This window comes from Pseudomonas idahonensis, assembly GCF_037903935.1.
Lineage (GTDB): Bacteria > Pseudomonadota > Gammaproteobacteria > Pseudomonadales > Pseudomonadaceae > Aquipseudomonas > Aquipseudomonas danubii.
The window spans coordinates 4666872-4688294 of record NZ_CP149586.1 but is presented as its reverse complement, the minus strand read 5'-3'; the positions used below and the strand labels follow the sequence as shown (position 1 = coordinate 4688294).

Genomic DNA, 21423 nt, shown 5'->3' with positions numbered 1-21423 from the left:
GGCCCGCGGTCGGCACCCTGTTGTGCCGGCCGCTGGATGCCCGGACAAAAAAAAGCCCGCTATAGAGGCGGGCCAAATGGGATTCGTTCAGGAGTAGCCATCAATCTAAGGGAGGCGAGGTGAAAGTCCTGTGAAAAAAAGGTCGTGCTGAGGAAAAAGCCTAAAGTCATTTGTCCAGATCGCACGGCGTTTTAGGATCTGTCCGATAGGACCGTCCCCAGCACCTGCGTATATTCCTCCCTGCTCGCCCAGCCAAAGGGGGTACTTCGGCTTAGGTGCCACTGCCGAAGTGATGGGCGAGCACTTTTTTCTTCCTGCTTTTTCCTGCTTCTCGTTTCCCACCTGCTGTTTCCCACCTGTTTGCTTCCCAGCTATCGCTCCTCACCTGTTGTTTCCGCTCTGATTGGCCTGCGCCAACCGTCCCGCTGCACGCTCCAGCGACATTCCTTTCAAGACCTGATCCATGCTCAGTGCCTTTATGGGCACCCGATTTCGTGGCGGCGCGCCCTTCAGGCCAGGTTGAGGCGGCGATGAATCTCGGCCCACAGTTGCGGGTCGTCGAAGTCCTGGATCACCCGATGGGCGCCGGCATCCAGCAGGGTCTGTGGTTGCTGGCTGGTGGCCAGGCCGAAGGTGCAGATGCCGGCCTTGACTGCGGCGGTCAGCCCGGGGACCGAGTCCTCGAAGGCCAGGGAATGCTCGGCCCTGGCTTGCAGGCATTCCAGGCCGCTGAGGTAGGGCAGGGGATCGGGCTTGGCCCGGGGCAGTTCCTCGGCCACCAGGACCGTCTGGAAACGCTCCTCAAGGCCCAGCACCTTGAGCATGTGCTCGGCGTTGGCCCGCGGGGCGTTGGTCACCACACACACGCCAATGCCGTGCTCGGCGGCAAAGTCCAGCAGGCGCAGCAGGCCGGGCATGGGCTTGAGTTGGGGGGACAATTGACGAAAACGCACTTCCTTGCGTTCGGCGAAGGCTTCATGTTCCGCCACGCTGCGCTCGGGGAACAGGTAGCGGCACATGTTGGCGTTGGCCTGGCCACTGACGTGGGCGGCGAACTCTTGCTCGGTGAACACCCGGCGGTCTTCTTCCCACAACAACTGTTGCAGGGCCAGCAGGTGCAGGGCGTCAGTGTCGGTCAGGGTGCCATCGAGGTCGAAAAGCAGAGCGTTGAGCATGGGACAGTTCCTGTCGGGCCCCATCCGGGCCGGTTGGCTGAATCGATCAAGCCCGCATCCTAGCAGGCTTGATCCCAACCGTGACCGGTGGCCTCAGCCCTGAGCGTTGTCGCCTTCGCCCTGGTCTTCTTCTTCGTCCGGTTGTGGGCAGTGCTCCTGTGGGTTGGCCGGCCACAGCACCTTGTCCTGGCCGTCACGCACCTGCTCGGCGCCGCATTCTACCTGGCTGACCTGGAAGCTCGGGGTGCCGTCCAGGCGATACAGGGCCTTGAGGCTGCGGGTCTGGTCGTCGCCCAGGCCTTCCACGGCATAGCCGAAGATCGCGCCGCGGGCTTGGTCCACCACCAGTTCCTGCCACTTGCTGGCGATCAGGCGCTTGCCCTTGAGGTCATACAGGGCCGAGGTGGCCAGGGGCGAGGTGTCGTCGGTGGCCAGCAGGTAGTGGCCGCTGGCATCCAGGTGGATGTCGACGTACTGGCCCGGCTCCACCAGCACCTTGCCGCTGGCGTCCATCAGGCCCACGGTGCGCACTTGGGTGGCCTGGCCGAACAGGGTGGCCTGCTTGGTCGGGCTGTTGGCGGTGCTGAACACGAACAGGTCGGCGTTGATCGCACCGATCTGGGCGTAGGTGGGCTTGAACAGCTCGACGCCCTTGTCCACATCGAAGATGCCGAAGGTGGCGCTGAACACGTTCTGCAGCACCGCGACCTGATTCAGCCCCGATACCTGCTTGAACATCCCCAGGGGGCTGAAGCCGGCTGGGTCTGCCGAGTCATAGACCGGTTGTACCTTCCACTGGCCCTGGCGGTCGATGAGCCCGGCCTTGCCGGAGCTGCCGTCGGCGTTCTTGGCGGTGACCAGCGCGCCCTGTTTGCCGAACACCTGGCAGGTGCCGAACTGGGCCTGGATCACGGTCTTGCCCTGGAAGTCCATGTAGCCGCAGGGGCTGTCGTATTGTTCGCGGAAGGCCACCAGGCCGTCACCCGGCTCGCCCATCCAGTTGTAGGTGGCGGCGCTGATCAACTGGGCCTTGGCATCGGCCAGGGCCTTGCCCTGTTCGGTGCTGACCACCAGATGCTGGTTGGCAAAGTAGTCGATGCTGTCGAAGTCGATCTTTTTCTGCTCGCCGGTCTTGAGGTTCAGCGCCCACTTGTCGCTGCCACGCTCGGCGATCATCCACCAGCCGCGCTTGGCGAAATCGTCGCGGACCATGCTGCTGTCGAACACGGCTTCGGTGAGCACCTGCCCGGTGGCGCTGAGAATGCCGCGCTTGCCGCCGATCTCGTAGACGATGAAATCATCGTTGCCGCCCACGTACAGATCGTCGAAGCGCGGTGGCTGAATCTGCTGGCCGGCCTGGTCGATTATCCCCAGCTTGCCGTCCTGGCCGAAGCCGAAGAGGCCGGGGGTCAGCAGACGCAGGTCATCGGTAAAGTCGGCCTTGATGATTTGCTTGCCATCGGCGCTGGCCAGGTTCCAGGTGCCGTCCTTGGCGAACAGGAAGCTCTTTTCCAGGGGCATGGCGACCACGGCGTCGTAGTCATTGTCGGCGCTGACCAGTACCGCACCGTTCTGGTCCAGTACGGCGCATTCGCCATTGGCGCAGATCGGCATGACCATGGCCGCCGGAGCCGGGGCCGGCGCGAGGGTGGTGGTTTTGGGACTGGAGTCTTCCTTGCATCCGACCAGGGTCAGAGCAGACAACGAGAGGATCAGCGAGCCGAGACGGGCACAGGCGCTTCTATCCATGAACTTCAGGTTCCTTGTAAATGAGGGGTAGTGCAGAGCGCCTCGAAACTCGGGGCGGGCAAAGCGCGGGTGATTCTGCGGTGGCGCCGGATAAATGCAAGATCCAATTGCAAAGAAAACCACAGGTACAGCGCTAAACCCTGTCTCAGACTGAGACGTTTGTCGCGAAATTGTACGTCGAGTAACACCCAGCAGCCCGATGGCGCCCCGGGCATCTGTCTAAGTCATTGATCGGGCGCTGGTTTGTAAGCTGGCACGCTCCGTGTATTGCATAGCTTCAGACGTTTCTCTTGCCTCCATGGCCGGTATCGCCGGACATGGCAGAAACCATAAAAACGACTCGCTAAAAATAAGAAAGCACCGTGGGAGGTTCGACCCTGATGAAGAGAAAACTCCGCCTGAGGCTGAGCGCCAGCCTGCTGGCCATTGCCACCTGTAGCGCCTTGCATGCCCCTTCGAGTTTCGCCGCCCGGGATGCGCAGAGCATCCTCAAGGAAACCTGCCAGGGCTGCCACACCCCCGAGGCCGGGGGCGCCCTGAGCCGTATCAGCCATCAGCGCAAGACCCCGGAAGGCTGGCTGATGAGCATTGCCCGCATGCAGGTCATGCACGGTCTGCAAATCAGCGATGACGACCGCCGCACCCTGGTCAAGTACCTCGCCGATACCCAGGGCCTGGCCCCCAGCGAGACCGACGGCGTGCGCTACGCCCTGGAGCGGCGCTTGAACACTGTCGAGCATTTCGACGAGCAGACCACCCAGATGTGCTCCCGTTGTCACTCTGGCGCGCGCATCGCCCTGCAACGGCGCCCGGCCCAGGAATGGGAGCGCCTGGTGAATTTCCACCTCGGCCAGTGGCCGTCCCTGGAGTACCAGGCCCTGTCCCGGGACCGCGAGTGGTTGCCCACCGCCCTCAAGGAAATGGTGCCCTTGCTGGCCCAGCGTTACCCCCTCGACAACCCGGCCTGGAAGGCCTGGCAACAGGCCCGCCCGCAAGCGGCGGCACTGGCCGGCGACTGGAGCTTCAGCGGCCACCTGCCGGGCAAGGGCGAACTGGCCGGGGTGATGAGCGTCAGCGCCGGGGCAGGCGATCAGTTCAAGGTCAGCGTCAAGGGCCAGTACGCCGATGGCAGCCCGTTCAATGGCCAGGGCAGCGCGATCCTCTACAGCGGTTATGAGTGGCGCGGCAATGTCACGGTCGACGGCGTGGTCATGCGCCAGGTGTTGGCGGCCCAGGGCAACGCCCTGCAAGGGCGGATGTTCGAGGCTGAGCACGACGAGCGCGGCCTGGACTTCATCGCTGCCAAGCAGGGCAGCAGCCGGCTGCTGGCGGTGCAGCCGGGTTACCTGAAGGCTGGCGAGGAGGCCGAAGTGACCCTGGTGGGCGCCGGCCTTGCGGGCACTCCGAGCTTCGGCAAGGGCGTCGAGGTGGTGCAGGTGCTGGAGCAGAGCCCGGAGCGCATCCGCCTCAAGCTCAAGGCGGCAGCCAGCGCCCAGCCGGGGCTGCGCGAAGTCAGTGTCGGCAGCCTCAAGGGCGCCACGCTGGCGGTGTACAACCGCATCGCCGAGGTCAAGGTGGTGCCGGCGTTCGCCGTGGCGCGAGTGGGTGACGGCGGCGGTTCGACGCCCAAGGTCCAGGGGCGTTTCGATGCCGAGGCCTGGGGCCAGGGCGCCGACGGCAAGGCCTATCGCATCGGCGTGATGCCGGCGCAATGGAAGGTCGAGGCCTTCGACGAGCAGGCGGCCAAGGACGAAGACGTCAAGTACGCCGGCAGCATGCAGGCCGACAGCGGGGTGTTCACCCCCGGCGATGCGGGACCCAACCCGCAGCGCAAGATGTCCACCAACAACGCCGGCAACCTCAAGGTGATCGCCGCCGTGGATGACGCCGGCAAGGCCCTGACCGGCGAGGGCCAACTGATCGTCACCGTGCAACGCTGGAACAATCCACCCATTCCCTGAGGGCCGTCGAACGCTACCGACAGACACTTTCAGGCAATGACCGCAGGCCCCGAAAGCGGGGCTTGCACAGGAGGTTGTAATGGGCGCAATTCTGAATCTGGTGGAGCGCAACCTGCATGAAGTGCAGGTGGACGCCGACCGCATGCTGTTCCATATCCCCAGCAGTTCGCTGTTCGCCAGCGATGCCTTGACCTGCAGCATCATCGATGCCCTGCGCGGGCCCGGCTGTACCCCGGAAGACTTGATCCAACAGCTGGCTGGCGCTTACGACGGCTTGGATGTCAGCGACACCCTGCGTGAGCTGATCGCCCTGGAGCTGGTCAGCGACGGCTCGCCCTTGACCCCGGAAATCGGCGTCAAGCGGGTCGAGCGCACGGCGATCAATACCGTGGTGCTCAACGTCAACACTGGCTGCAACCTGAGCTGCACCTACTGCTACAAGGAAGACCTGGACAAGCCCTCGGCGGGCAAGAAAATGGGCCTGGACACGGCCATCGCCTCGGTGGAGATGCTGCTCCAGGAATCCCCGGACGAAGAGCGCTACACCGTGGTGTTCTTCGGCGGCGAGCCCCTGAGCAACCGGCCGCTGATCGAGGCCATGGTGGACTACTGCGAACAGCGTTTTCGCGCGGCCGGCAAGTTCGTCGAGTTCGTCATGACCACCAACGCCACGCTGCTGACCGAGGAGGTAGTGGATTACCTCAACGCTCATCGTTTCGGGCTGTCGGTGAGCATCGACGGGCCCAAGACCGTGCACGATCGCAACCGCATCACCGTGGGCGGGCAGGGCACCTATGACGTGGTGCGGCGCAAGGCGCAGATGCTCCTGGAACGCTACAACAGCCGCCCGGTGGGGGCGCGGGTGACCCTGACCACCGGGGTCACCGACCTTGAGACCATCTGGGACCACTTGTTCAACGAGCTGGGGTTTGCCGAGGTGGGATTCGCCCCGGTGACCTCGGGCGACATCAGCAGCTTTAACCTCAGCAGCGAGGAGTTGATCGAAGTCTTCGCCAGCATGAAGCGCCTGGGGCGGCGTTATCTGGAGGCGGCGCTGGAGCACCGCAATATCGGTTTCTCCAACCTGCACCAGCTGATCACCGACATCCACGAAGGCCACAAGAAGGCGCTGCCCTGTGGCGCGGGGCTGAAGATGCTGGCGGTGGACCACAAGGGCGAACTGAACCTGTGCCACCGCTTCACCGGCTCATCCTTGCCGACCTTCGGCAACGTGCATGACGGCGGGGTCAAGCAGGTGCAACTCAACGACTTCCTGTCCCAGCGCCTGGACCGGACCCACACCGGTTGCGACAGCTGCCGCATCCGCAACCTGTGTTCCGGTGGCTGCTACCACGAGAGCTACGCCCGTTACGGCGACCCGGCGCACCCGACGTATCACTATTGCGAACTGATGCGTGACTGGGTGGATTTCGGCATCGAAGTCTACAGCCGGATCATGGCGCACAACCCTGCGTTCATCAGCAGTTACATCACTCCGCGCAAGGCCCACTGACATGAAACATCTCAAGCCAATCAATAACAAAGCTCAGAAACTGACCGAGGCTGCGGCCCAGGACCGGATCGAAGACGTGCTGGCGATGAACTCCGTGGCCGGTTGCGCTTCCACTACCGACCCAGGCTGGGAAATCGACGCCTTTGGTGGCGTCTCGTCCCTGTGCCAGCCGATGGAGGCCGACCTCTATGGTTGCTCCGACCCGTGCTGGTGGCCGGCCCAGGTGCCCGACATGATGAGCACCTACCCCGACTGGAACAAGGACGCCCAGGCCTCCAACGACAACTGGCGCAACCTCGGCACTGTCTTCCCCAAAGACAAGTGATGAACAAGAAGAAGGATTCCAGCATGCACAGCATCAAAGCCTGCGGCCTGGTCGCACTCGCGGTTCTCGGCGCCTGCTCGTTCAGCGTTCTGGCCGATGAAGGCCTGGCCCTCAACAGCGGTCACGAATACATGGTGACCACCAATTACCCGAACAACCTGCACGTCATCGATCTGGCCAGCGACAGCCTGTACAAGACCTGCAAGATGCCCGACGCCTTCGGCCCCGGCACCGTGCAACTGTCGCCGGACCGCAAGATCGCCTACGTGTTGAACAACCACTATGCGGATGTCTACGGCGTCGAGCTCGACAGCTGCAAGCAGGTGTTCCACGCCAGCATCACCCAGCACCCGGGAGAGAAGGCGCGCTCGATGTTCGCCTTCACCGTCAGTCACGACGGCAAGGAGCTGTACACCGTGGCCAACCCGACCTTGCTGCTCAATGATCGCTACGAGGTCAAGGAACCGCGGCTGGATGTCTACGCCACCGACGCTGGGCTCAATGCCAAGCCGGTGCGCAGTTTCCCCGCGCCGCGCCAGCTGACCATCATGCAGAGCGGCGATGACGGCACCCTGTATGTGGCCGGGCCGGACCTGTACAAGGTTGACGTCAAGACCGGCAAGTTCGAGGTGCTGATCCCCAGCCGCCATTGGCAACGTCCCAACTACAGCGCTCCGGACGTGCTCTACGTGTGGAACCAGCAAACCTACCGGCATGACTTCTCGCTGCTCTACACCGCCGCGAAGTTCAAGGACAAGCAGCAGGACCCAGCCACCGCCGAGCCGCTGTACGGACTGTTCAGCGTCGACCTTGCGACCGGCAAGACCGAGACCACCGACTTCGGCCCCCTGACCGAAATCTACTTCAGCGGCATGCGTTCGCCCAAGGACCCGAACCTGATGTTCGGCGTGCTCAACCGCCTGGCCAAGTACGACATCAAGCAGAAGAAGCTGCTCCAGGCCGCAACCCTGGAACACTCCTACTACTGCATCTCGTTCAACCGGGCGGGGACCAAGATCTACCTGTCGGGGACCTTCAACGACGTAGCGATCTTCGATGTGCAGAGCATGCAGCAGATCGGCAAGATCACCTTGCCCGGGGGCGACATGGCGATCACCACCGCGCAGATCTTCATCCGCTGACTGCGTCTCCCGCCGCCGGCTCCTGTGGTAGGCGCCGGCTGGCCGGCGAACAGGCCCGCACGCTGTGGGGCGTCCTCACCGATGCTTTGCGGGCAAGCCCGCACCTATTGCCTGGGCACCGGGCAGCTCAAATCGCCTTCCTCGCACTTCAGGTATTGCTTGAAGCTTTCCACCCGAGTCTTGGTCAAGGCCGTGATGCAGTTGCTGTAGGCCACCGGATACAGGCTGCCACCTTCCACCCCCGAGGTGGAAAAACGGCACTCGGCATCGCGAAACGCCAGCCAGGCGCGTTGGACGCTGACCAGCAGCTTTTTGCTGTGTGGCTGGTCTTTCAGGCGCTGGTTGATCTGTTGGTAAAGGGTATTCAGCTCCTTGTCCGCGGCCTTGTTCAGGGCGTTGGCGCACAGGGTCATATCGGTCTGGGTGCTGCTGTTGCAGTCATAGGCCTGGGCCAATGGAGCCAGCAGCAGCGGCGCAAGGGCCAGAAGCAGGATCGGACGCATGGAAAGTCTCGCAATCGGTCAATGAGAAAAAACAGTCTAGCCGCGGCTGGGTTGCCACTCGGGCCAGCGCTCCAGCGCTTCGTCGGCCAGCCAGGGCACATCGTGGGAGGTCCAGATATGCACCTGTGGCGTCTGCCCCGGATCATCGTCCAGGGTCGCCACCCGCAGGATCACGTGGGGCTGGTCCGGCCGCTCCGCCAGCAAGTGAGAGCCGCAGACCGAGCAGAAGTGCCGCAGCTTGCCTGGCGAGGACTCGAACGCCCTCAGCAGCTCCTGGCCCCGGGTCCAGCGAAAGTGTTCGCGCATGACTCCGGCGGTGGAGGCAAAGGCCGCGGCATGGGCTTTGCGGCAGGTCTGGCAATGGCAGTGGCCGATGGGCATGTCCAGGCGCTGCACCTGATATTGCACGCCCTGGCACAGGCAGCTGCCGTTGAGTGGTCGGGCAGATGCGTGGCGTTGCGAGGCTTGTAGCAGGTCGTCGGCCATGGCCTGGATGTCATCGCCCATGTGCAGCCGGGCCAGCCAGTGCGGCGGTATCCCCTGGACCCCATAAAAGGCTCCGGCCAGCTGACCGACGATGGCGGCAGTGGTGTCGGCGTCGTCCCCCAGATTAGTGGCGGCGAGCACCGCTGCGGCGTAGCTGTCACTGTGCTGGAAGCACCACAGCGCGGCCTCCAGGGAGTCGACGCAGTAGCCGCTGCCGCGAATCTGCTCGCGGCTTTTCTCCAGGTAGCCGCCCTGGGCCAGGGCTGTGACCTTGGGTTGGCTGAAAGCCTGATCATCGAGCTGTTGCAGTTCCACCTTGCTGGCGCCACCCAGGGCCTTGGCGATCAGCCCGGCGAACAACTGGCAGCATTCGACGGCTTCGGCGGCGCCGTGGGTGGTGCGGGAACTGGCGCCGGCAAATTCACGGACCCGGGCCAGGTCGGGGTAGTGAAACAGCACCACGGGCGCCAGGCGCATCAACGAACCATTGCCGGCGGTTTGCGGGTCGGTTGCGCCGGCGAAGGGCTGGCCGTGTTCCTGGAAGTCGCTCAGGGCCTGGCGCACGGTCATGCCGATATCGAAGCACTCGCCGGTGGCGCTCAAATAGCCCCATTGCCACCAATTGAGGTAGCGGCCCATCTGGTCGGCCGGGTCGAAGCCGTCCTTGCGCAACAGGCTTTCCCCCAGGCACAGGGCCATGGAGGTGTCGTCGGTCCACTGTCCGGGCTTGAGGTTGAAGGGGCCGCCGCCCAGCAGATCGGTGACTGGCGTGAAGCTGCCACGGGGCTTGAATTCGACGCTGGTGCCGACGGCGTCGCCACAGGCCAGGCCCAGCAGGCTGCCGCGGTAGCGGTCGATAAGGGAGAGGGGCATGGCAGATCCTTTGCAAAGTAGAGGTGCAGTGGCGCCGGCGACAGTAGCATTTTTCGTTGGGGACGATCAGTCGCGCCTTCGGCCAGATAAAGGTTGCGCTGGACTCACAGAGGTCTAAGGTCTGTACGAAAACCCGCCGAACGAAGATCAGGTAGTTTCCGTACAGAGCTAGTGCTCATCACTGGAGGTGATCCATGAACTCTTCAGATCGCATCGAACGCAAGATCCTGCTGCATGCCAGCCCGGCGCAGGTATGGGCGGCACTGAGTGAAGCCGAGACCTTCGGTCGTTGGTTTGGCGTGGCCCTGCAGGGCCAGCATTTCGCTCCCGGCCAACGCACCCGGGGGGCGGTCACTTACCCAGGTTATGAACACCTGACCTGGGATGTGCAGGTGGAGCAGATGCTGCCCGAAGAGCTGTTTTCCTTTCGCTGGCATCCCTACCCCGTTGACCCGGCCCATGACTACTCGGCGGAGCCCACCACCCTGGTGCAGTTCGAACTGGAACCGCATGGCGGCGGCACCTTGCTGCGGGTGGTCGAATCGGGCTTCGATGGTATTCCCAGCGAGCGCCGGCTCAAGGCTTTTCGCATGAACAGCCGTGGTTGGGACGAGCAGATGAGCAACATAGAAAATTACTTGCAGCTGCGCTGAAGTCGTTTGCGGCAAGCGGCACGTTGCGGATCGAGTCGTGGTGTTTGAAACTTGCCGCTGACCGCTTGGAGCTGTTCTTTTGTTCGCAACCTATCTCGAACGTTGGCGTCTGCTGCCCGATGGCGAGGCCATCATCACCTTGGGCAGCCGTTTGCTGCCCGTACGCCTGGAAGACGGCGCGCTAGCGATGCTGAAACTCGCCCTGGATGAGGACGAGCAGGGCGGTAACCGCCTGATGGCCTGGTGGGCCGGGGAGGGCGCGGCGCAGGTTTATGCCCAGGAGGATGAGGCGCTGTTGATGGAGCGTGCGCAGGGCTCGCGTTCATTGATGCGCATGGCCCTGGCGGGCGAGCACGACGCCGTCAGCCACATTGTCTGCGCCACGCTGGCGCGCCTGCATGCGCCGCGTGCGCAACCCTGGCCGGCGTTGCTGCCCCTGGATCATTGGTTCAAGGATCTGCGCGAGGCAGCGCAACAGCAGGGTGGCTTGTTGCTCAATAGCCTGGCCATGGCCGAGCAACTGTTGGCTGCGCCTCGGGACCTCGTGGTACTGCACGGCGATGTGCACCACGACAATGTGCTGGACTTCGGCGAGCGCGGCTGGCGGGTGATTGACCCAAAGCGCGTATACGGCGAGCGCACCTTCGACTTTGCCAACCTGATCTGCAATCCGGATTTGCCCAGCGCCACCGATCCACCGCGCTTTGCCCGGCAGGTGCAGGTGATCGCCGCGGCGGCGCAGCTCGATCCTCGACGCCTGGTGCAATGGGTGCTGGCATTCAGTGGCCTGTCCGCCGCCTGGTTCCTCCAGGATGACCACCAGGCCGGAGCCCGCCACCAGCTCAAAGTCGCGGCTTTGGCCATTCAGGCACTGGCGTGTTGAGCTAGGGGTTTGCGTAAGTGAGCTATAGCGAATTTCCTACACGCGCTGTAATTCAATGCGCCTTCTGCGCACCGGGCTTTGTGTTTAATCTTCTTTCCCACAACTGCAGCGCAGGAAGCGCTCAGGATCAAGGAAGATCGACCATTAGCACGGATGCTGCAGACAGGAAGTCATGATGGTCTTGGAAAAAACCCGCTTCGGCGGGTTTTTTTTCGTCTGTCGATAACGGCCAAGGCGGCTTGTCAGCTGTGTTGTGCGGCGGGTGCTTTGGTGTCCCGGGGCGCATAGACTGGATCAGTCTGGGCGGGCCAGGTGCTTTTCGGCAATGGCCGGCTTGCTACTTGGAACAGCGGAATATGGCCATGACAAGTTTTTTCTTTGCTGCACTTTTTAGCGCCGTCGTAAGTTTTTTTCTGCCCGGCAAGACAACTGGGCGCGTGCGCAACTGGGGGCGAGTCAGCTGGTTTTGGGGGCTGACCATCGTGCCTCTGCCCGCGTTGGGATTGGGGGGAGGGAGTTGCACAGGCCCGAATTGTCCGACCTTGATGGAGACGCTGATTCATCTGGTGCTGATGTTTGTCGGGCTCAATGTGCTGGGGGCGCTATGGATGATTGCCCAGAAAATCCGCTCGATCTGGCGACGTTGGCTCGATCCGCAGGCACCTGTCTCGACACAACAGACGGATTCGCAGGAACCTCCCAGCTCGTGAGCCGAGAGGCTGGGTCAAAGCTATCTTGCTTGATGCAAGCGCTGCGCCGCTCTTAGGGTGATCTCCCGGCGCTTGTGCAGGGAGTCCGCTGCCCGGCTGCGGGCCTCTTGCACCACGCTGGCCGGGGCGGTGTCCGGGCTGCCGGCCTCGAACGGCGGCGCCGGGGCGTACTCCAGTTGCAGTTGCACCCGCTGCGCAGTGGCGGCGTCGAACAGTTCGGCGGCCAGGGTCAGGGCGAAGTCGATGCCGGCGGTGATGCCGCCGCCGGTCAGCAGGTTGCCGTCACGCACCACCCGCTCGCGCACCGGGATCGCCCCCAGGGGCGCCAGCAGTTCGTGGTAGGCCCAGTGGGTGGTGGCGCGCTTGCCCTGCAGCAGGCCGGCGGCGCCAAGCACCAGGGAGCCGGTGCACACCGACGTCACATACCGCGCCCGGGCCGCTTGCCGACGGATGAACGCCAGGGTCTGGGGATCTTCCATCAGGGGCCCGACACCGGCGCCCCCGGGAATGCAGAGCACATCCAGGGGCGGGCAGTCGGCAAAGTTCGTGGTGGCCTGCAGCACCAGGCCGGAGCTGGCGATCACCGGCCCGGTTTCCTTCCAGAGCAGGTGCAGCTGTACGTCGGGCAGCGATGCCAGCACGTCGTGGGGACCGGTCAGGTCCAGTTGTTGAACCTCTGGAAACAACAGAAAACCTATCTGCACTGTCATGGCCTGTTCCTTGTGTGGGTGGGGTGGACGGCTTGACTCTAGCGTTCTAGGATTTGGCGCATACGCCAACCTGCCCTCGATTTACGCCAATCATGCCCAGCTCCGCGAAAAACGTGTTTGTCCTGGCCTTTGCCAATGCTCAGTTGCTGGATGTCACCGGCCCGTTGCAGGTGTTTGCCTCGGCCAATGACCGGGCCCGTGGCCTGGGCTTGCCCTTGCCCTACAACCCTCGGGTCATTGCCAACCCGGGCGGGGCGACCCTGAGCTCATCGGGGCTGGCGCTGCTGGCCGAGGCCCTGCCGGCGCCGGAGGTGGCCTGCGATACCTTGATCATTGCCGGCGGTTGGGGCGTCTATGAGGCGGCTCGGGACCCGCAGTTGGTGGCCTGGGTCGCGCAGCGCGCAACGGTCTCGCGGCGGGTGGCCTCGGTCTGCACTGGCGCTTTTTTGCTGGCCGCCAGTGGCTGGCTGGACGGGCGCCGGGTGGTGACCCACTGGACCCGCTGCGATCAACTGGCCGAGCAATACCCGCAGCTGCGGGTGGAGCCCAATCCGATCTTCATCAACGATGGCCCGGTATGGACCTCGGCCGGAGTCACCGCCGGTATCGACCTGGCCCTGGCCCTGGTGGAGGCCGACCTGGGGCGCGAGGCGGCGCTGGATGTGGCCCGGCAACTGGTGGTGTTTCTCAAGCGCCCGGGCGGCCAGTCGCAGTTCAGCGTGACCCTGTCGCTGCAAAACAAGGGCGGGCGTTTCGATGGGCTGCACGCCTGGATTGCCGAGAATCTCAGTCGCGAGCTGACTTTGCCGATCCTGGCCCAGCAGGCGGGTATGAGCGAGCGCAGCTTCGTCCGTCACTACCGCGCCGACACCGGCCAGACCCCGGCCCGGGCCATCGAACTGATCCGCGTGGAAACCGCCCGGCGCCTGCTGGCCGATACCGGCCTGCCGATCAAGCGCATCGCCGCCCAATGCGGTTTTGGCAGTGAAGAGACCCTGCGCCGCAGCCTGCTGCGGGCCCTGGGGGTGACGCCCCAGGCCTACCGCGAACGTTTTGCCAGCACCGAGCAGGCCTGAGCCCGGGGCGCGCGGTTCAGCCTTCGACCAGGCTCAGCTGGCCGTCGCTATACAGCACTTCGCGGCCGACCCAGGCCGGGTCCACTTGCGGCAGCACCGCCGACGGCTTGCGCAGTTCCCGCAGTAGCGTGGAGCCGTGGGACAGGCGCCCACCCATGCGCGCGATCACGGCCCGGGCCGCTTGGTAGTGAGCGTGGCGCCCGGGATCGAGGGTGTCTTCCAGGAGGATATCGACCCCCAGCACGCCCTGGACCTGCCCCGGATAGATCATGAAGCCCGCGGCCTGCTCGCTGCCTTCGCGGCCGTCCTGCCAGAAGCTGCCGCCGCGGCTGCGCGGATGCTCGTGGGGGGCGAACCAGTAGTCGCGATCGGCCTCGGGCACGGCGTGGTGCAGGCGGAAAAAGATCCGCATCAGGTTGTCCCGGTACCACTCGCGCACTTGCAGGTAGTAGCCGCGCATGCCCGGCAAACCCAGGCGGTGGGCCAGGGTGATGGCCGGGCTCCAGTGCGGGAAAGCCTGCAACGGCAACTCGGCGCACGGCGGGCGCGGGGTGCCGGGGTCGGTTTCCCAGGGCAGGCGATGGGGGCTGTTGTCCAGGTTGTCGTAGGCGGTGGGCGGGCGCCCCAACAGCGCGCCGCCGCTGCTGGCCAGGGCGGTGGCGATGCACAGGTTGCCCTGCACCACGAACACATAGAAACGGCTGAACCAGTCCGCCAGTTGCTGGCCATCGGCAGCGCTCTGGTGCAACTGCGCCAACTCGTCATCGAAGCGCCGCAGGCCGCGTTCCAGGGTCAGCAGATGGCCTCGTGCGACGTGCTGCATGCGCAGGAAACGCGGCAGTGAGCGCAGCAGCCGCAGCGGGCGCAGGGGCAGCTCCGGGGTGGCGCCACCGACTTCCCCGGCGTAGCTGGAGGAGGGCAGGCCCCAATCGGCCAGGCGCGCCAGGAACAGGTCGTTGTTGATATAGGAGGCGCCGCCGAACACCGCGGTGAAGGGTTCGTTGTCCTGCAGCACCCGGCTGTCCCAGCGGGCCATGATCGCCGGGATGCTCGCCGCTGCCCGGCGCTGGCCGTACTCGACGAAGCGGCTGGGTTGCGGCGGCAGGATCTCGGCGATATTGGCCGCGGTCAGGTGCCGGCGCCAGCCGTAGTCGCTGATGGGTCGGTATTGCAGCAGCCAGAGTTGCTGGCCGTCCCAGGCCCACTCCACATCGCCGGGCACATAGTGGAAGACCTTCAGCACCCCTTGCAGGAAGTCCCACAAGGCACTGGCGTCGAGTCCCTGGGTGCTGGCGAAGTGGCCACTTTCCCAGGCACTGCCCAGCCGCGACAGCACCGCCCGCTGGGGGCTGACCTGACCGTCGGCGAGGCTTTCCAGATGGCCTTCGACCCACTCCAGCTCCACCGCGAGATGACGCACGAAGGCGATCCCCGACAGGGTCGGCTGGATGAAGCGCTGCACCACCACTTCCTCGACGCTGGCGTCCCGCAGTTCACCGATGCGCGCTGCCACCTGATCCCGGGGGACCCGCAGGTAAGTGGTGCTCAGCCCGGCATTGGCCGAGTCGGCCTGATCCTCGCCGTAGCTGGAAGAGCGCACCGCCCATAAGGCCTCCGGCTGGCTGGCGAGCAGGGCCGGCAGGCGCGGGTCGCCGGCGCTGTCCAGGGACAGTGCGCTGGGCACTGGCTGCCCGGCCAGCTCCGCCAGACGCAGGCGGCCGCCCTTGGTGTGGGCGACAAAACCCGGGTCGCCGGACTCCAGCCAGGCGACGAACTCGGCCGGCGCATCGATCCAGGGGTAATGGCCCCAGCCCGGCTTGAGGCTGATCCGCAGATCGGCCCGGGCCAGGATCGCCGACCAGGCCGCAGCCTGGGCCATCCCCAGCAGCCGGTCCTGGTCGCCCCAGACCAGTTGCACCGGGTCCTTGATCCATTCCAGCAGCGGCAGCGCGGTGTCGGCCCGCAGCTGTTCCCACAGGGGCACGAAAGCCCGGCAACGGGCATAGCCCGAGCCCATGCGCAGGTACTGCTGCGGCGTCCACGGCTGGCGCGAGAATTTACCGGCGAACAAGGTCGGTTTATGGCTGAGCAAGCCATGAATCAGCAGGCGCGCCGGCAGCGGCGACATCAGTGCCGGCAGGCGCCGTTGCCAGAGAAAGGCCCCCACCGGCGACAGCAGCACACTGCGCGAGAAATGCCCGGGGCGGCGTTGCAAGGCGTGCAGCACGATCAACGCGCTGACTCCCACCGCGACAATCCCCTGGCCCGGCTCGGTCATGCCCAGCAGGGCCTCGGCGTACTCAGCGAGGTCATTGCAAGGAGGCAGCGGGTTGTCGCCAAACCCCGGCAGTTCCAGCGGCTGTACCTGATAGCGCTGAAAGTGCGGCAGGGCATCGTCCCACCAGTCGGCGGCGCTGCCATTGCCCGCCAGCAGGTACAACAGGGGCTTGCTCATGGGCATTCCTCAGCTCAGGTCAGGTCGCGCAGGGCGGCGTCCAGGGTCGGGTAACGGAAGCGGTAGCCGGCCTGCAGCAGACGCGCGGGCACCACCTTCTGGCCGTCGAAGAACAGCTCGGCCATTTCCCCGGCCAGGGCCCGCACCGGCGCGGCCGGCACATGCAGCCACACCGGACGCTTGAGCACCTTGCCGACGGTGGTGGCGAAGGTGCCCTGGCTCACCGCTTCTGGCGCCACCATGTTGTAGGTGCCGGATAGGGACGCGTCGTTCATCGCCCGGGCCATCACCTGCAACACGTCGTCGCGGTGCACCCAGCTCATGATCTGCTGGCCATCGCCCATGCGTCCGCCAAAGCCGAAATGGAAGGGCAGCAGCAGGGGTTTCAAGGCGCCGCCGGGACCGAACACGATGCCTAAGCGCAGCACCACCTGGCGCACGCCGAAGCGCGTCGCCGGTTCCGCCGAGGATTCCCAGCGCGCGCACAGATCGGCCATGAAGCCTTCACCGCGCTCGGCGTTTTCATCCAGGCTCTGGCTGGCGTCGCGCACCCCGTAGAAACCGATGGCCGACGCCTGGATCCACAGCTCCGGCTTGTGCTGGGCGTGCTGCAGCCAGTTGAGCAGGGCTTCGGTGGTGTCGACCCGGCTGGCCAGCAGTTGCGCCTGGCGCTTGGCCGACCAGCGCGGCCCGGCCACCGGGGCGCCGGCCAGATTGATGATCACGTCGAAGGCCTCGCCGTGGCCCAGCTTGCTCAACGAGCGCAAGCAGCGGGCACGACCGTCGAACAGGTAGGCGGCGCGCAGCGGATCACGGGCCAGCACGCTGACGGTGTGCCCGGCATCCAGCAGTTGGTTGACCAGGGTTTCACCGATAAAGCCGGTGCCACCGGTGACCAGCACCCGTTTGCCGCGGCCACCGGCAAAGGGATTGGCGCCCTGGCCCTGGCGTTGCAAGCGCAACGCCGCCAGGCCGTCACGAATGCCCGACGCTGTCACGCCGACGGCAAACAGGCTCAGGGCCCAGCCTTGCCAACCCAGATCGATGGGGTTCAAGGCGCTGGGCAGGCGCGACCACTCCAGCAGTTGCAGGCCATACAAGGCGAAGAAGGCCCCGGCATTGATCGCCAGCACGGTGTGCATGATGCGTTCGATGGCCGGCAGCTTGCGGCTGCGGTCCTCGACCACGAAGTCCCACAGGGTCAGGCCGATTTCCAGGGCGAACAGCACGGCGATCACCAGCGCCCAGATGCCCTGGAACGCCAGGTGGGCGATGCCCATGAACAGTACGCCGTAGAAGCACGAGCGCAGGGCATGGATCGCCAGCTCCTTGCGCGCGCCGTGGCGTTGCGGCAGGGCCACGGTGAGTTCGTGATGGTAGATCGTGTCCAGGGCGCCGAGCACGCCCTGGGCGAGCAACAGGGCGATGGCCCACTGCAGGATTGGCAAATCAGCCACGATGGTGAAGTCCTTTTACGAGGGAAGACGAGAGGTACGGCGGTCGTGGCGCTGCAGCCACAGTAACGGTGGCAGCAGCACCAGCAGGGCGAAGCTGTCGATCCACAGGTGCGCGGTCATGTTCATCTGCCACGACAGCCACATGTCCTGGGGCGCCCACAGCACAATCCCGGCCATCAGCCAGGCCCAGGCCGCCGGTGCCCGCAGGCGGTTGCCCAGGTGCACCAGGCCCAGCAGGTACAACGAATAGCTTTGCAGGGTGGCGCCGAACAGACCCAGCCACCAGACCTGCTGGGCCCGGGCCGGCGCCGGTGCGGCGGCGCCCCAGAAGGCCTGTTCGATGCTGGCCAGGTAGTCGTTGAACAGGCCGCTGTGGCCGGCCCAGGTCAGCAGCAGTCCGGCCAGCAGGTGGCCGGCACCTACGGCGTAGAGCCAAAGCACCAGGGCCCGGCGCAGGCCGGGCCGGGGGGAAGTCGTGGCGGGAAACATTCCATGTCCTGTGGGGGATCAAAGGCGCGAAGTGTACCGATTTTTCCCCGGCATGGCGTGCAGCCTGCTGCTCTTCTCAGGCGTTCTGGAGCAACTCCAGCAGCGCGTCGAGGGTGGCTTGCGGGGCTTCCTGGGGCAGGTTATGGCCGACGCCGGGCAGGATCCTGCGCTGATAGGGCCCGCTGAACAGGCCGATATCGGGGTCCGGCTCGGTGGCCGGGCCGACCCCGTCATCGGCGCCACAGAGGGCGATGGTCGGCACCTGGATCGGCGGTTGTGCCTGCAACGCCTGCTCGATGCTTTCCAGGCTGGGGTCGCCGGGTACGTAGCCGAAGCGATGGCGGTAGGAATGGATCACCACTTCGACAAAGTCCGGGTTGTCGAAGGACGGCGCGCTCAGGCCATAGCACTGCGGTCCCTGGTTCCAGGTCGGCGACCACTGGCGCCACAACAGCTCGCAGAACGCCCGGCGATTGGCGGTCAGCCCATCCACCCCGCGCTGGGTGTTGAAGTAGTACTGGTACCACAACCGGTGCTCGGTCTCTGGCGCCCTGGGTTCGCAGGCCCCGGGGATGTCCTGGATGTTGTAGCCGTCGGCGCTCATCAGGCCCTTGACCCGCTGCGGCCACAGGGCGGCGACGATGCAGGCGGCGCGACCGCCCCAGTCGTAGCCGGCGAGGGTGGCTTGGGGCAACTGCAGTGCGTCCATCAGCTCCAGCAGGTCCCGGGCCAGGGCGGCCTGCTGCCCTGAGCGCATGATCTGCTCGCTGACAAAGCGCGTCGGGCCGTAGCCCCGCAGGTAGGGAACGATGACCCGATAGCCGCGCTCGGCCAGCGGCGGGGCGATCTCGTCGTAGGCCCGCACGTCGTAGGGAAAACCGTGGAGCAGGATCACCGGTTCGGCGTTGGCCGGGCCGTGTTCTTCATAGGCAAGGTGCAGACTGGGGGTCGTGACCTGACGCAGGGAGACTGAGCTGGGCATGGTGGCTCCGGGGTTCGGTGGCTTGAAACACCCTAGCTCAAAACGGTTACGGCTGATCTAGAGCGACTCGTACTGGCCGTCCTGGTCGACGTAGAACACCTCGCTGAGGTACCAGCGCTGGCCGCTGAAGATCAGGTGGTAGTGGTAATCGGCGGCAAAGCCCTCGCCGGGGCTGATCGCCCGGGTTTTCACTAGTGCGCGATCCGCGGTTCGGCTGCTGGAGAGGATCTGCTCATACGCCGTGCCGTGGCTGGCCGGGGAACTGAAGGCAATGGGCTGGCCCTGAAAGCCCTGCAGGCAGAACTTGGCCAGCAACCGGGCGTACTCCTGCTGCGCCAGATCCATCGATTGCATGGGCGCGTTGTCCGCTTGGCGTGCACTGGCCCTGTCGCTCCACTGTTGATAGTCGGCGATGAACTGCCGGACCAGCGCTTCGGGCGAATCGCTGAACGAGGCGCACAAGGTGGGGTTGCAGAACAGCAGGGCAAGCAGGGCGACAAATTTTTTCATGGGTGGGGAGTCACTTGCGTTTTGCTAGGCGAACGGCGCGAAGGCGCGGAGTCTAGCGCTGCTTGGCACCTGGCGTATCGATGGCCTCACACTGCCTTTGCCGGCACGCCGGCTTCTACAGTTCGTCGCTGCGGATCAGGTGCTTGAAGTGATGCCGCCACAGGTCAATACCCAGGCCGCCGCTGCGGTCCAGGGATGAGCCTACGGTCAGGTCGGTGAGCAGGGTCGGCTGCAATCCGGCATCGAACAGGGCAAAGCCGGCGGCCAGCACGCAGGTGTCGGTCTGGATGCCACACACCAGCACGCGTTCGGGACAGAGGCTTTTCAGGTAGTCGAGTATCTCTGCCGTTGGCCCATAGCCGTGCTTGATGAAAACCTTATCGGCGGCCACCAGGCTCTGGTCGTCCGCCGCCGGTTGCCAGCCTAGTTGCCGGGCGAAGGGCGTGCGGCTTTCATCATGGCGTTCCACCGTGGCCACCGAGGGCATCTGTCCCAGCAGTGCGTTGATGCCTTCCACCAGCCATGGCGGTGGGTTGAAACAGGGTTGCACATCAATGATCAGCAGCACCTGATGCATGCCGTTTCTCCTTGGGGCTCGGGTGAAAAGCTCGTCAGTGTGCCGCCAGTTAACGCGTCAGGCGAGCGTCGCTGGCTGGCGCAGGCCAATGCAGTTGCCCCAGGGGTCCTGCACCTGGCAGATCCATTCACCGCCTTCGATGGCCAGGGGGCCGCGATACAGGTGCCCGCCCAGGGCCACCAGGCGCTGCACCTCGGCGGACAGGTCGCTGACCTGCCAATACACCACTGTGCCCGCCGGGCCCTGGACCACCTTGGCGTCGCTGGGGACGATTTCCAGGGACAGGCCATCGAGCTGCAAATGGCCGAAATCATCCGGCTCGTGCAGCACCCGGCGGGCCTGGGGAAAGACCTGGGCGTACCACTGGGTCGCGGCGCGCCAGTCGGCGGCGTGGATCATCACGGCGATGATCGGAGAGTCGGGCATGGGGCCAATTCCGTTTCTGGCGGGCACTAAGGGCTGAGCGCTTCGGTCAGCACCGGAGCCGGGCTCAGGGTGTCAGAGCGTTCAGTTCGGTTGCTGCCGCCGCAGCCCGCGCAGCAGCAGCTCAAGCCCCTGCAGCGACTCATCGAGGCGGGCCTCAGGCTGCTCGGCGGCGGCAATCCACAGCGCTGCCTCCACCAGGCTGCCGTTGATCAATCGCGCCAGGGCCTGGGGCGACGCCGGTTCGATCACCTGCTCCTGGATCAGCCGGCTCAGCAGGGCGCCAAGGGTGTCGATGCACTGATCCTCGCCGGCCTGGGTGACGTCCCCCAGCACCGCCCGTGCGTCTTGCAGGACGATACGTTGGATTTCCGGCTCCAGCGCCATCTCCAGATAGGCCTGGCAACGCTGGCAGAAAGCCTCCCAGGGATCGGCAACCTCGCGGGAGATGGCCTCCAGGCGTTGATCCATTTCCCCGTCGATCTGCTCCACCACCGCCGCCAACAGGCCCTGCTTGTCACCGAAGTGGTGATACAGCGCGCCGCGGGTCAGGCCGACTTCGGCGGTCAGGTCGTCCATGGACGTCTTGGCATAGCCCAGGCGGGCAAAGGCCTGGCGCGCGCTGGCAATCAGCCTGGCGCGGGTGGCTTCGATCATCTCGGCGCGAGGGCGGCTGCTCATGATCACAGTTCTCCAACAAAGGGTGGGTTGACATACGCAGCGTATGTTTACATGATTTTTGACATACGCGGCGTATGTATTTCTACTGCG

General features: G+C 65.0%; 21 protein-coding genes and 1 pseudogene. 8 read left to right on the top strand and 14 right to left on the bottom strand.

Features of this window, described 5'->3' with window-relative positions; translation table 11 throughout:
* Positions 1-509 precede the first annotated feature (509 nt).
* Complete coding sequence (locus tag WIN67_RS20995; protein ID WP_170003207.1) at positions 510-1175, bottom strand: HAD family hydrolase; 666 nt, start codon at positions 1173-1175, stop codon at positions 510-512.
* Between the two features lie 93 nt (positions 1176-1268).
* Positions 1269-2924 (bottom strand): WG repeat-containing protein, encoded by a 1656-nt coding sequence (locus WIN67_RS20990; protein WP_339069998.1) that lies wholly within the window; start codon positions 2922-2924, stop codon positions 1269-1271.
* Between the two features lie 380 nt (positions 2925-3304).
* Between WIN67_RS20990 and peaA the strand changes: the two genes are divergently transcribed.
* The 4 genes from peaA to peaD all read left to right on the top strand — a co-directional run bounded on the left by peaA (position 3305) and on the right by peaD (position 7865).
* Complete coding sequence (gene peaA / locus WIN67_RS20985) at positions 3305-4885, top strand: quinohemoprotein amine dehydrogenase subunit alpha (RefSeq protein ID WP_339069997.1); 1581 nt, start codon at positions 3305-3307, stop codon at positions 4883-4885.
* 79 nt (positions 4886-4964) lie between these two features.
* Positions 4965-6398, top strand: a complete 1434-nt coding sequence (gene peaB, locus WIN67_RS20980; RefSeq protein ID WP_339069996.1) for a quinohemoprotein amine dehydrogenase maturation protein — start codon at positions 4965-4967, stop codon at positions 6396-6398.
* A gap of 1 nt (position 6399) precedes the next feature.
* Entirely contained in the window at positions 6400-6723 is a 324-nt protein-coding gene (gene qhpC, locus WIN67_RS20975; RefSeq protein WP_102861784.1) for a quinohemoprotein amine dehydrogenase subunit gamma, read from the top strand.
* A gap of 23 nt (positions 6724-6746) precedes the next feature.
* Positions 6747-7865: a quinohemoprotein amine dehydrogenase subunit beta gene (peaD, locus tag WIN67_RS20970; protein ID WP_102861804.1), complete on the top strand. Its 1119-nt coding sequence runs from the start codon at positions 6747-6749 to the stop codon at positions 7863-7865.
* Between the two features lie 104 nt (positions 7866-7969).
* Here the strand turns inward: peaD and WIN67_RS20965 are convergent, their stop codons facing one another.
* From WIN67_RS20965 to WIN67_RS20955, 3 genes and pseudogenes are all read right to left on the bottom strand, one after another.
* On the bottom strand, positions 7970-8368 hold the full coding sequence (locus tag WIN67_RS20965; RefSeq protein WP_339069995.1) for a lysozyme inhibitor LprI family protein: 399 nt from the start codon (positions 8366-8368) through the stop codon (positions 7970-7972).
* A gap of 36 nt (positions 8369-8404) precedes the next feature.
* Positions 8405-8764 carry a GFA family protein gene (locus WIN67_RS20960; RefSeq protein WP_306399393.1) on the bottom strand — a complete coding sequence of 120 codons (360 nt, stop codon included), beginning with the start codon at positions 8762-8764 and terminating at the stop codon, positions 8405-8407.
* Between the two features lie 60 nt (positions 8765-8824).
* Positions 8825-9727 (bottom strand): annotated as a pseudogene (locus WIN67_RS20955) (ADP-ribosylglycohydrolase family protein); the annotation flags it as partial.
* A gap of 194 nt (positions 9728-9921) precedes the next feature.
* On the opposite strand from WIN67_RS20955, the gene WIN67_RS20950 reads away from it, so the two are divergent.
* The 3 genes from WIN67_RS20950 to WIN67_RS20940 all read left to right on the top strand — a co-directional run bounded on the left by WIN67_RS20950 (position 9922) and on the right by WIN67_RS20940 (position 11973).
* On the top strand, positions 9922-10380 hold the full coding sequence (locus WIN67_RS20950; protein ID WP_102880120.1) for an SRPBCC family protein: 459 nt from the start codon (positions 9922-9924) through the stop codon (positions 10378-10380).
* Between the two features lie 79 nt (positions 10381-10459).
* Complete coding sequence (locus WIN67_RS20945) at positions 10460-11263, top strand: aminoglycoside phosphotransferase family protein (protein ID WP_339069994.1); 804 nt, start codon at positions 10460-10462, stop codon at positions 11261-11263.
* 356 nt (positions 11264-11619) lie between these two features.
* A complete protein-coding gene (locus WIN67_RS20940; protein ID WP_339069993.1) occupies positions 11620-11973 on the top strand; it encodes a hypothetical protein in 354 nt (117 codons plus the stop codon).
* 20 nt (positions 11974-11993) lie between these two features.
* Here WIN67_RS20940 and inhA read toward each other — a convergent pair whose 3' ends face one another.
* Positions 11994-12683 carry an isonitrile hydratase gene (gene inhA, locus WIN67_RS20935; RefSeq protein ID WP_339069992.1) on the bottom strand — a complete coding sequence of 230 codons (690 nt, stop codon included), beginning with the start codon at positions 12681-12683 and terminating at the stop codon, positions 11994-11996.
* A 92-nt stretch (positions 12684-12775) separates the two neighbouring features.
* Between inhA and WIN67_RS20930 the strand changes: the two genes are divergently transcribed.
* On the top strand, positions 12776-13759 hold the full coding sequence (locus WIN67_RS20930) for a GlxA family transcriptional regulator (RefSeq protein WP_110597158.1): 984 nt from the start codon (positions 12776-12778) through the stop codon (positions 13757-13759).
* A gap of 16 nt (positions 13760-13775) precedes the next feature.
* Here the strand turns inward: WIN67_RS20930 and WIN67_RS20925 are convergent, their stop codons facing one another.
* The 8 genes from WIN67_RS20925 to WIN67_RS20890 all read right to left on the bottom strand — a co-directional run bounded on the left by WIN67_RS20925 (position 13776) and on the right by WIN67_RS20890 (position 21333).
* The gene (locus tag WIN67_RS20925) at positions 13776-16214 is read right to left on the bottom strand and encodes an alpha/beta fold hydrolase (protein WP_339069991.1); all 2439 of its coding nucleotides are present in this window, start codon (positions 16212-16214) and stop codon (positions 13776-13778) included.
* A gap of 14 nt (positions 16215-16228) precedes the next feature.
* Positions 16229-17671, bottom strand: a complete 1443-nt coding sequence (locus WIN67_RS20920; RefSeq protein WP_339069990.1) for a TIGR01777 family oxidoreductase — start codon at positions 17669-17671, stop codon at positions 16229-16231.
* Positions 17672-17686: 15 nt separating this feature from the next.
* Positions 17687-18160, bottom strand: coding sequence for a hypothetical protein (locus WIN67_RS20915; RefSeq protein ID WP_110597161.1), 474 nt, complete (start codon positions 18158-18160; stop codon positions 17687-17689).
* Positions 18161-18236: 76 nt separating this feature from the next.
* Positions 18237-19142 (bottom strand): alpha/beta hydrolase, encoded by a 906-nt coding sequence (locus tag WIN67_RS20910; RefSeq protein ID WP_339069989.1) that lies wholly within the window; start codon positions 19140-19142, stop codon positions 18237-18239.
* A gap of 57 nt (positions 19143-19199) precedes the next feature.
* Complete coding sequence (locus tag WIN67_RS20905; RefSeq protein WP_339069988.1) at positions 19200-19652, bottom strand: hypothetical protein; 453 nt, start codon at positions 19650-19652, stop codon at positions 19200-19202.
* A 115-nt stretch (positions 19653-19767) separates the two neighbouring features.
* On the bottom strand, positions 19768-20229 hold the full coding sequence (locus WIN67_RS20900) for a cysteine hydrolase family protein (protein WP_102861767.1): 462 nt from the start codon (positions 20227-20229) through the stop codon (positions 19768-19770).
* Positions 20230-20286: 57 nt separating this feature from the next.
* The gene (locus tag WIN67_RS20895; protein ID WP_339069987.1) at positions 20287-20655 is read right to left on the bottom strand and encodes a VOC family protein; all 369 of its coding nucleotides are present in this window, start codon (positions 20653-20655) and stop codon (positions 20287-20289) included.
* An 81-nt stretch (positions 20656-20736) separates the two neighbouring features.
* Entirely contained in the window at positions 20737-21333 is a 597-nt protein-coding gene (locus tag WIN67_RS20890) for a TetR/AcrR family transcriptional regulator (protein ID WP_123393822.1), read from the bottom strand.
* Positions 21334-21423: the final 90 nt, after the last annotated feature.

What these genes read in the sequence shown, in the direction of transcription:
- WIN67_RS20995 (WP_170003207.1), bottom strand. Translation starts at nt 1,175, where the DNA reads ATGCTCAACGCTCTGCTTTTCGACCTCGATGGCACCCTGACCGACACT.
- WIN67_RS20990 (WP_339069998.1), bottom strand. Translation starts at nt 2,924, where the DNA reads ATGGATAGAAGCGCCTGTGCCCGTCTCGGCTCGCTGATCCTCTCGTTG.
- peaA (WP_339069997.1), top strand. Translation starts at nt 3,305, where the DNA reads ATGAAGAGAAAACTCCGCCTGAGGCTGAGCGCCAGCCTGCTGGCCATT.
- peaB (WP_339069996.1), top strand. Translation starts at nt 4,965, where the DNA reads ATGGGCGCAATTCTGAATCTGGTGGAGCGCAACCTGCATGAAGTGCAG.
- qhpC (WP_102861784.1), top strand. Translation starts at nt 6,400, where the DNA reads ATGAAACATCTCAAGCCAATCAATAACAAAGCTCAGAAACTGACCGAG.
- peaD (WP_102861804.1), top strand. Translation starts at nt 6,747, where the DNA reads ATGCACAGCATCAAAGCCTGCGGCCTGGTCGCACTCGCGGTTCTCGGC.
- WIN67_RS20965 (WP_339069995.1), bottom strand. Translation starts at nt 8,368, where the DNA reads ATGCGTCCGATCCTGCTTCTGGCCCTTGCGCCGCTGCTGCTGGCTCCA.
- WIN67_RS20950 (WP_102880120.1), top strand. Translation starts at nt 9,922, where the DNA reads ATGAACTCTTCAGATCGCATCGAACGCAAGATCCTGCTGCATGCCAGC.
- WIN67_RS20940 (WP_339069993.1), top strand. Translation starts at nt 11,620, where the DNA reads ATGGCCATGACAAGTTTTTTCTTTGCTGCACTTTTTAGCGCCGTCGTA.
- inhA (WP_339069992.1), bottom strand. Translation starts at nt 12,683, where the DNA reads ATGACAGTGCAGATAGGTTTTCTGTTGTTTCCAGAGGTTCAACAACTG.
- WIN67_RS20930 (WP_110597158.1), top strand. Translation starts at nt 12,776, where the DNA reads ATGCCCAGCTCCGCGAAAAACGTGTTTGTCCTGGCCTTTGCCAATGCT.
- WIN67_RS20925 (WP_339069991.1), bottom strand. Translation starts at nt 16,214, where the DNA reads ATGAGCAAGCCCCTGTTGTACCTGCTGGCGGGCAATGGCAGCGCCGCC.
- WIN67_RS20915 (WP_110597161.1), bottom strand. Translation starts at nt 18,160, where the DNA reads ATGTTTCCCGCCACGACTTCCCCCCGGCCCGGCCTGCGCCGGGCCCTG.
- WIN67_RS20910 (WP_339069989.1), bottom strand. Translation starts at nt 19,142, where the DNA reads ATGCCCAGCTCAGTCTCCCTGCGTCAGGTCACGACCCCCAGTCTGCAC.
- WIN67_RS20905 (WP_339069988.1), bottom strand. Translation starts at nt 19,652, where the DNA reads ATGAAAAAATTTGTCGCCCTGCTTGCCCTGCTGTTCTGCAACCCCACC.
- WIN67_RS20900 (WP_102861767.1), bottom strand. Translation starts at nt 20,229, where the DNA reads ATGCATCAGGTGCTGCTGATCATTGATGTGCAACCCTGTTTCAACCCA.
- WIN67_RS20895 (WP_339069987.1), bottom strand. Translation starts at nt 20,655, where the DNA reads ATGCCCGACTCTCCGATCATCGCCGTGATGATCCACGCCGCCGACTGG.
- WIN67_RS20890 (WP_123393822.1), bottom strand. Translation starts at nt 21,333, where the DNA reads ATGAGCAGCCGCCCTCGCGCCGAGATGATCGAAGCCACCCGCGCCAGG.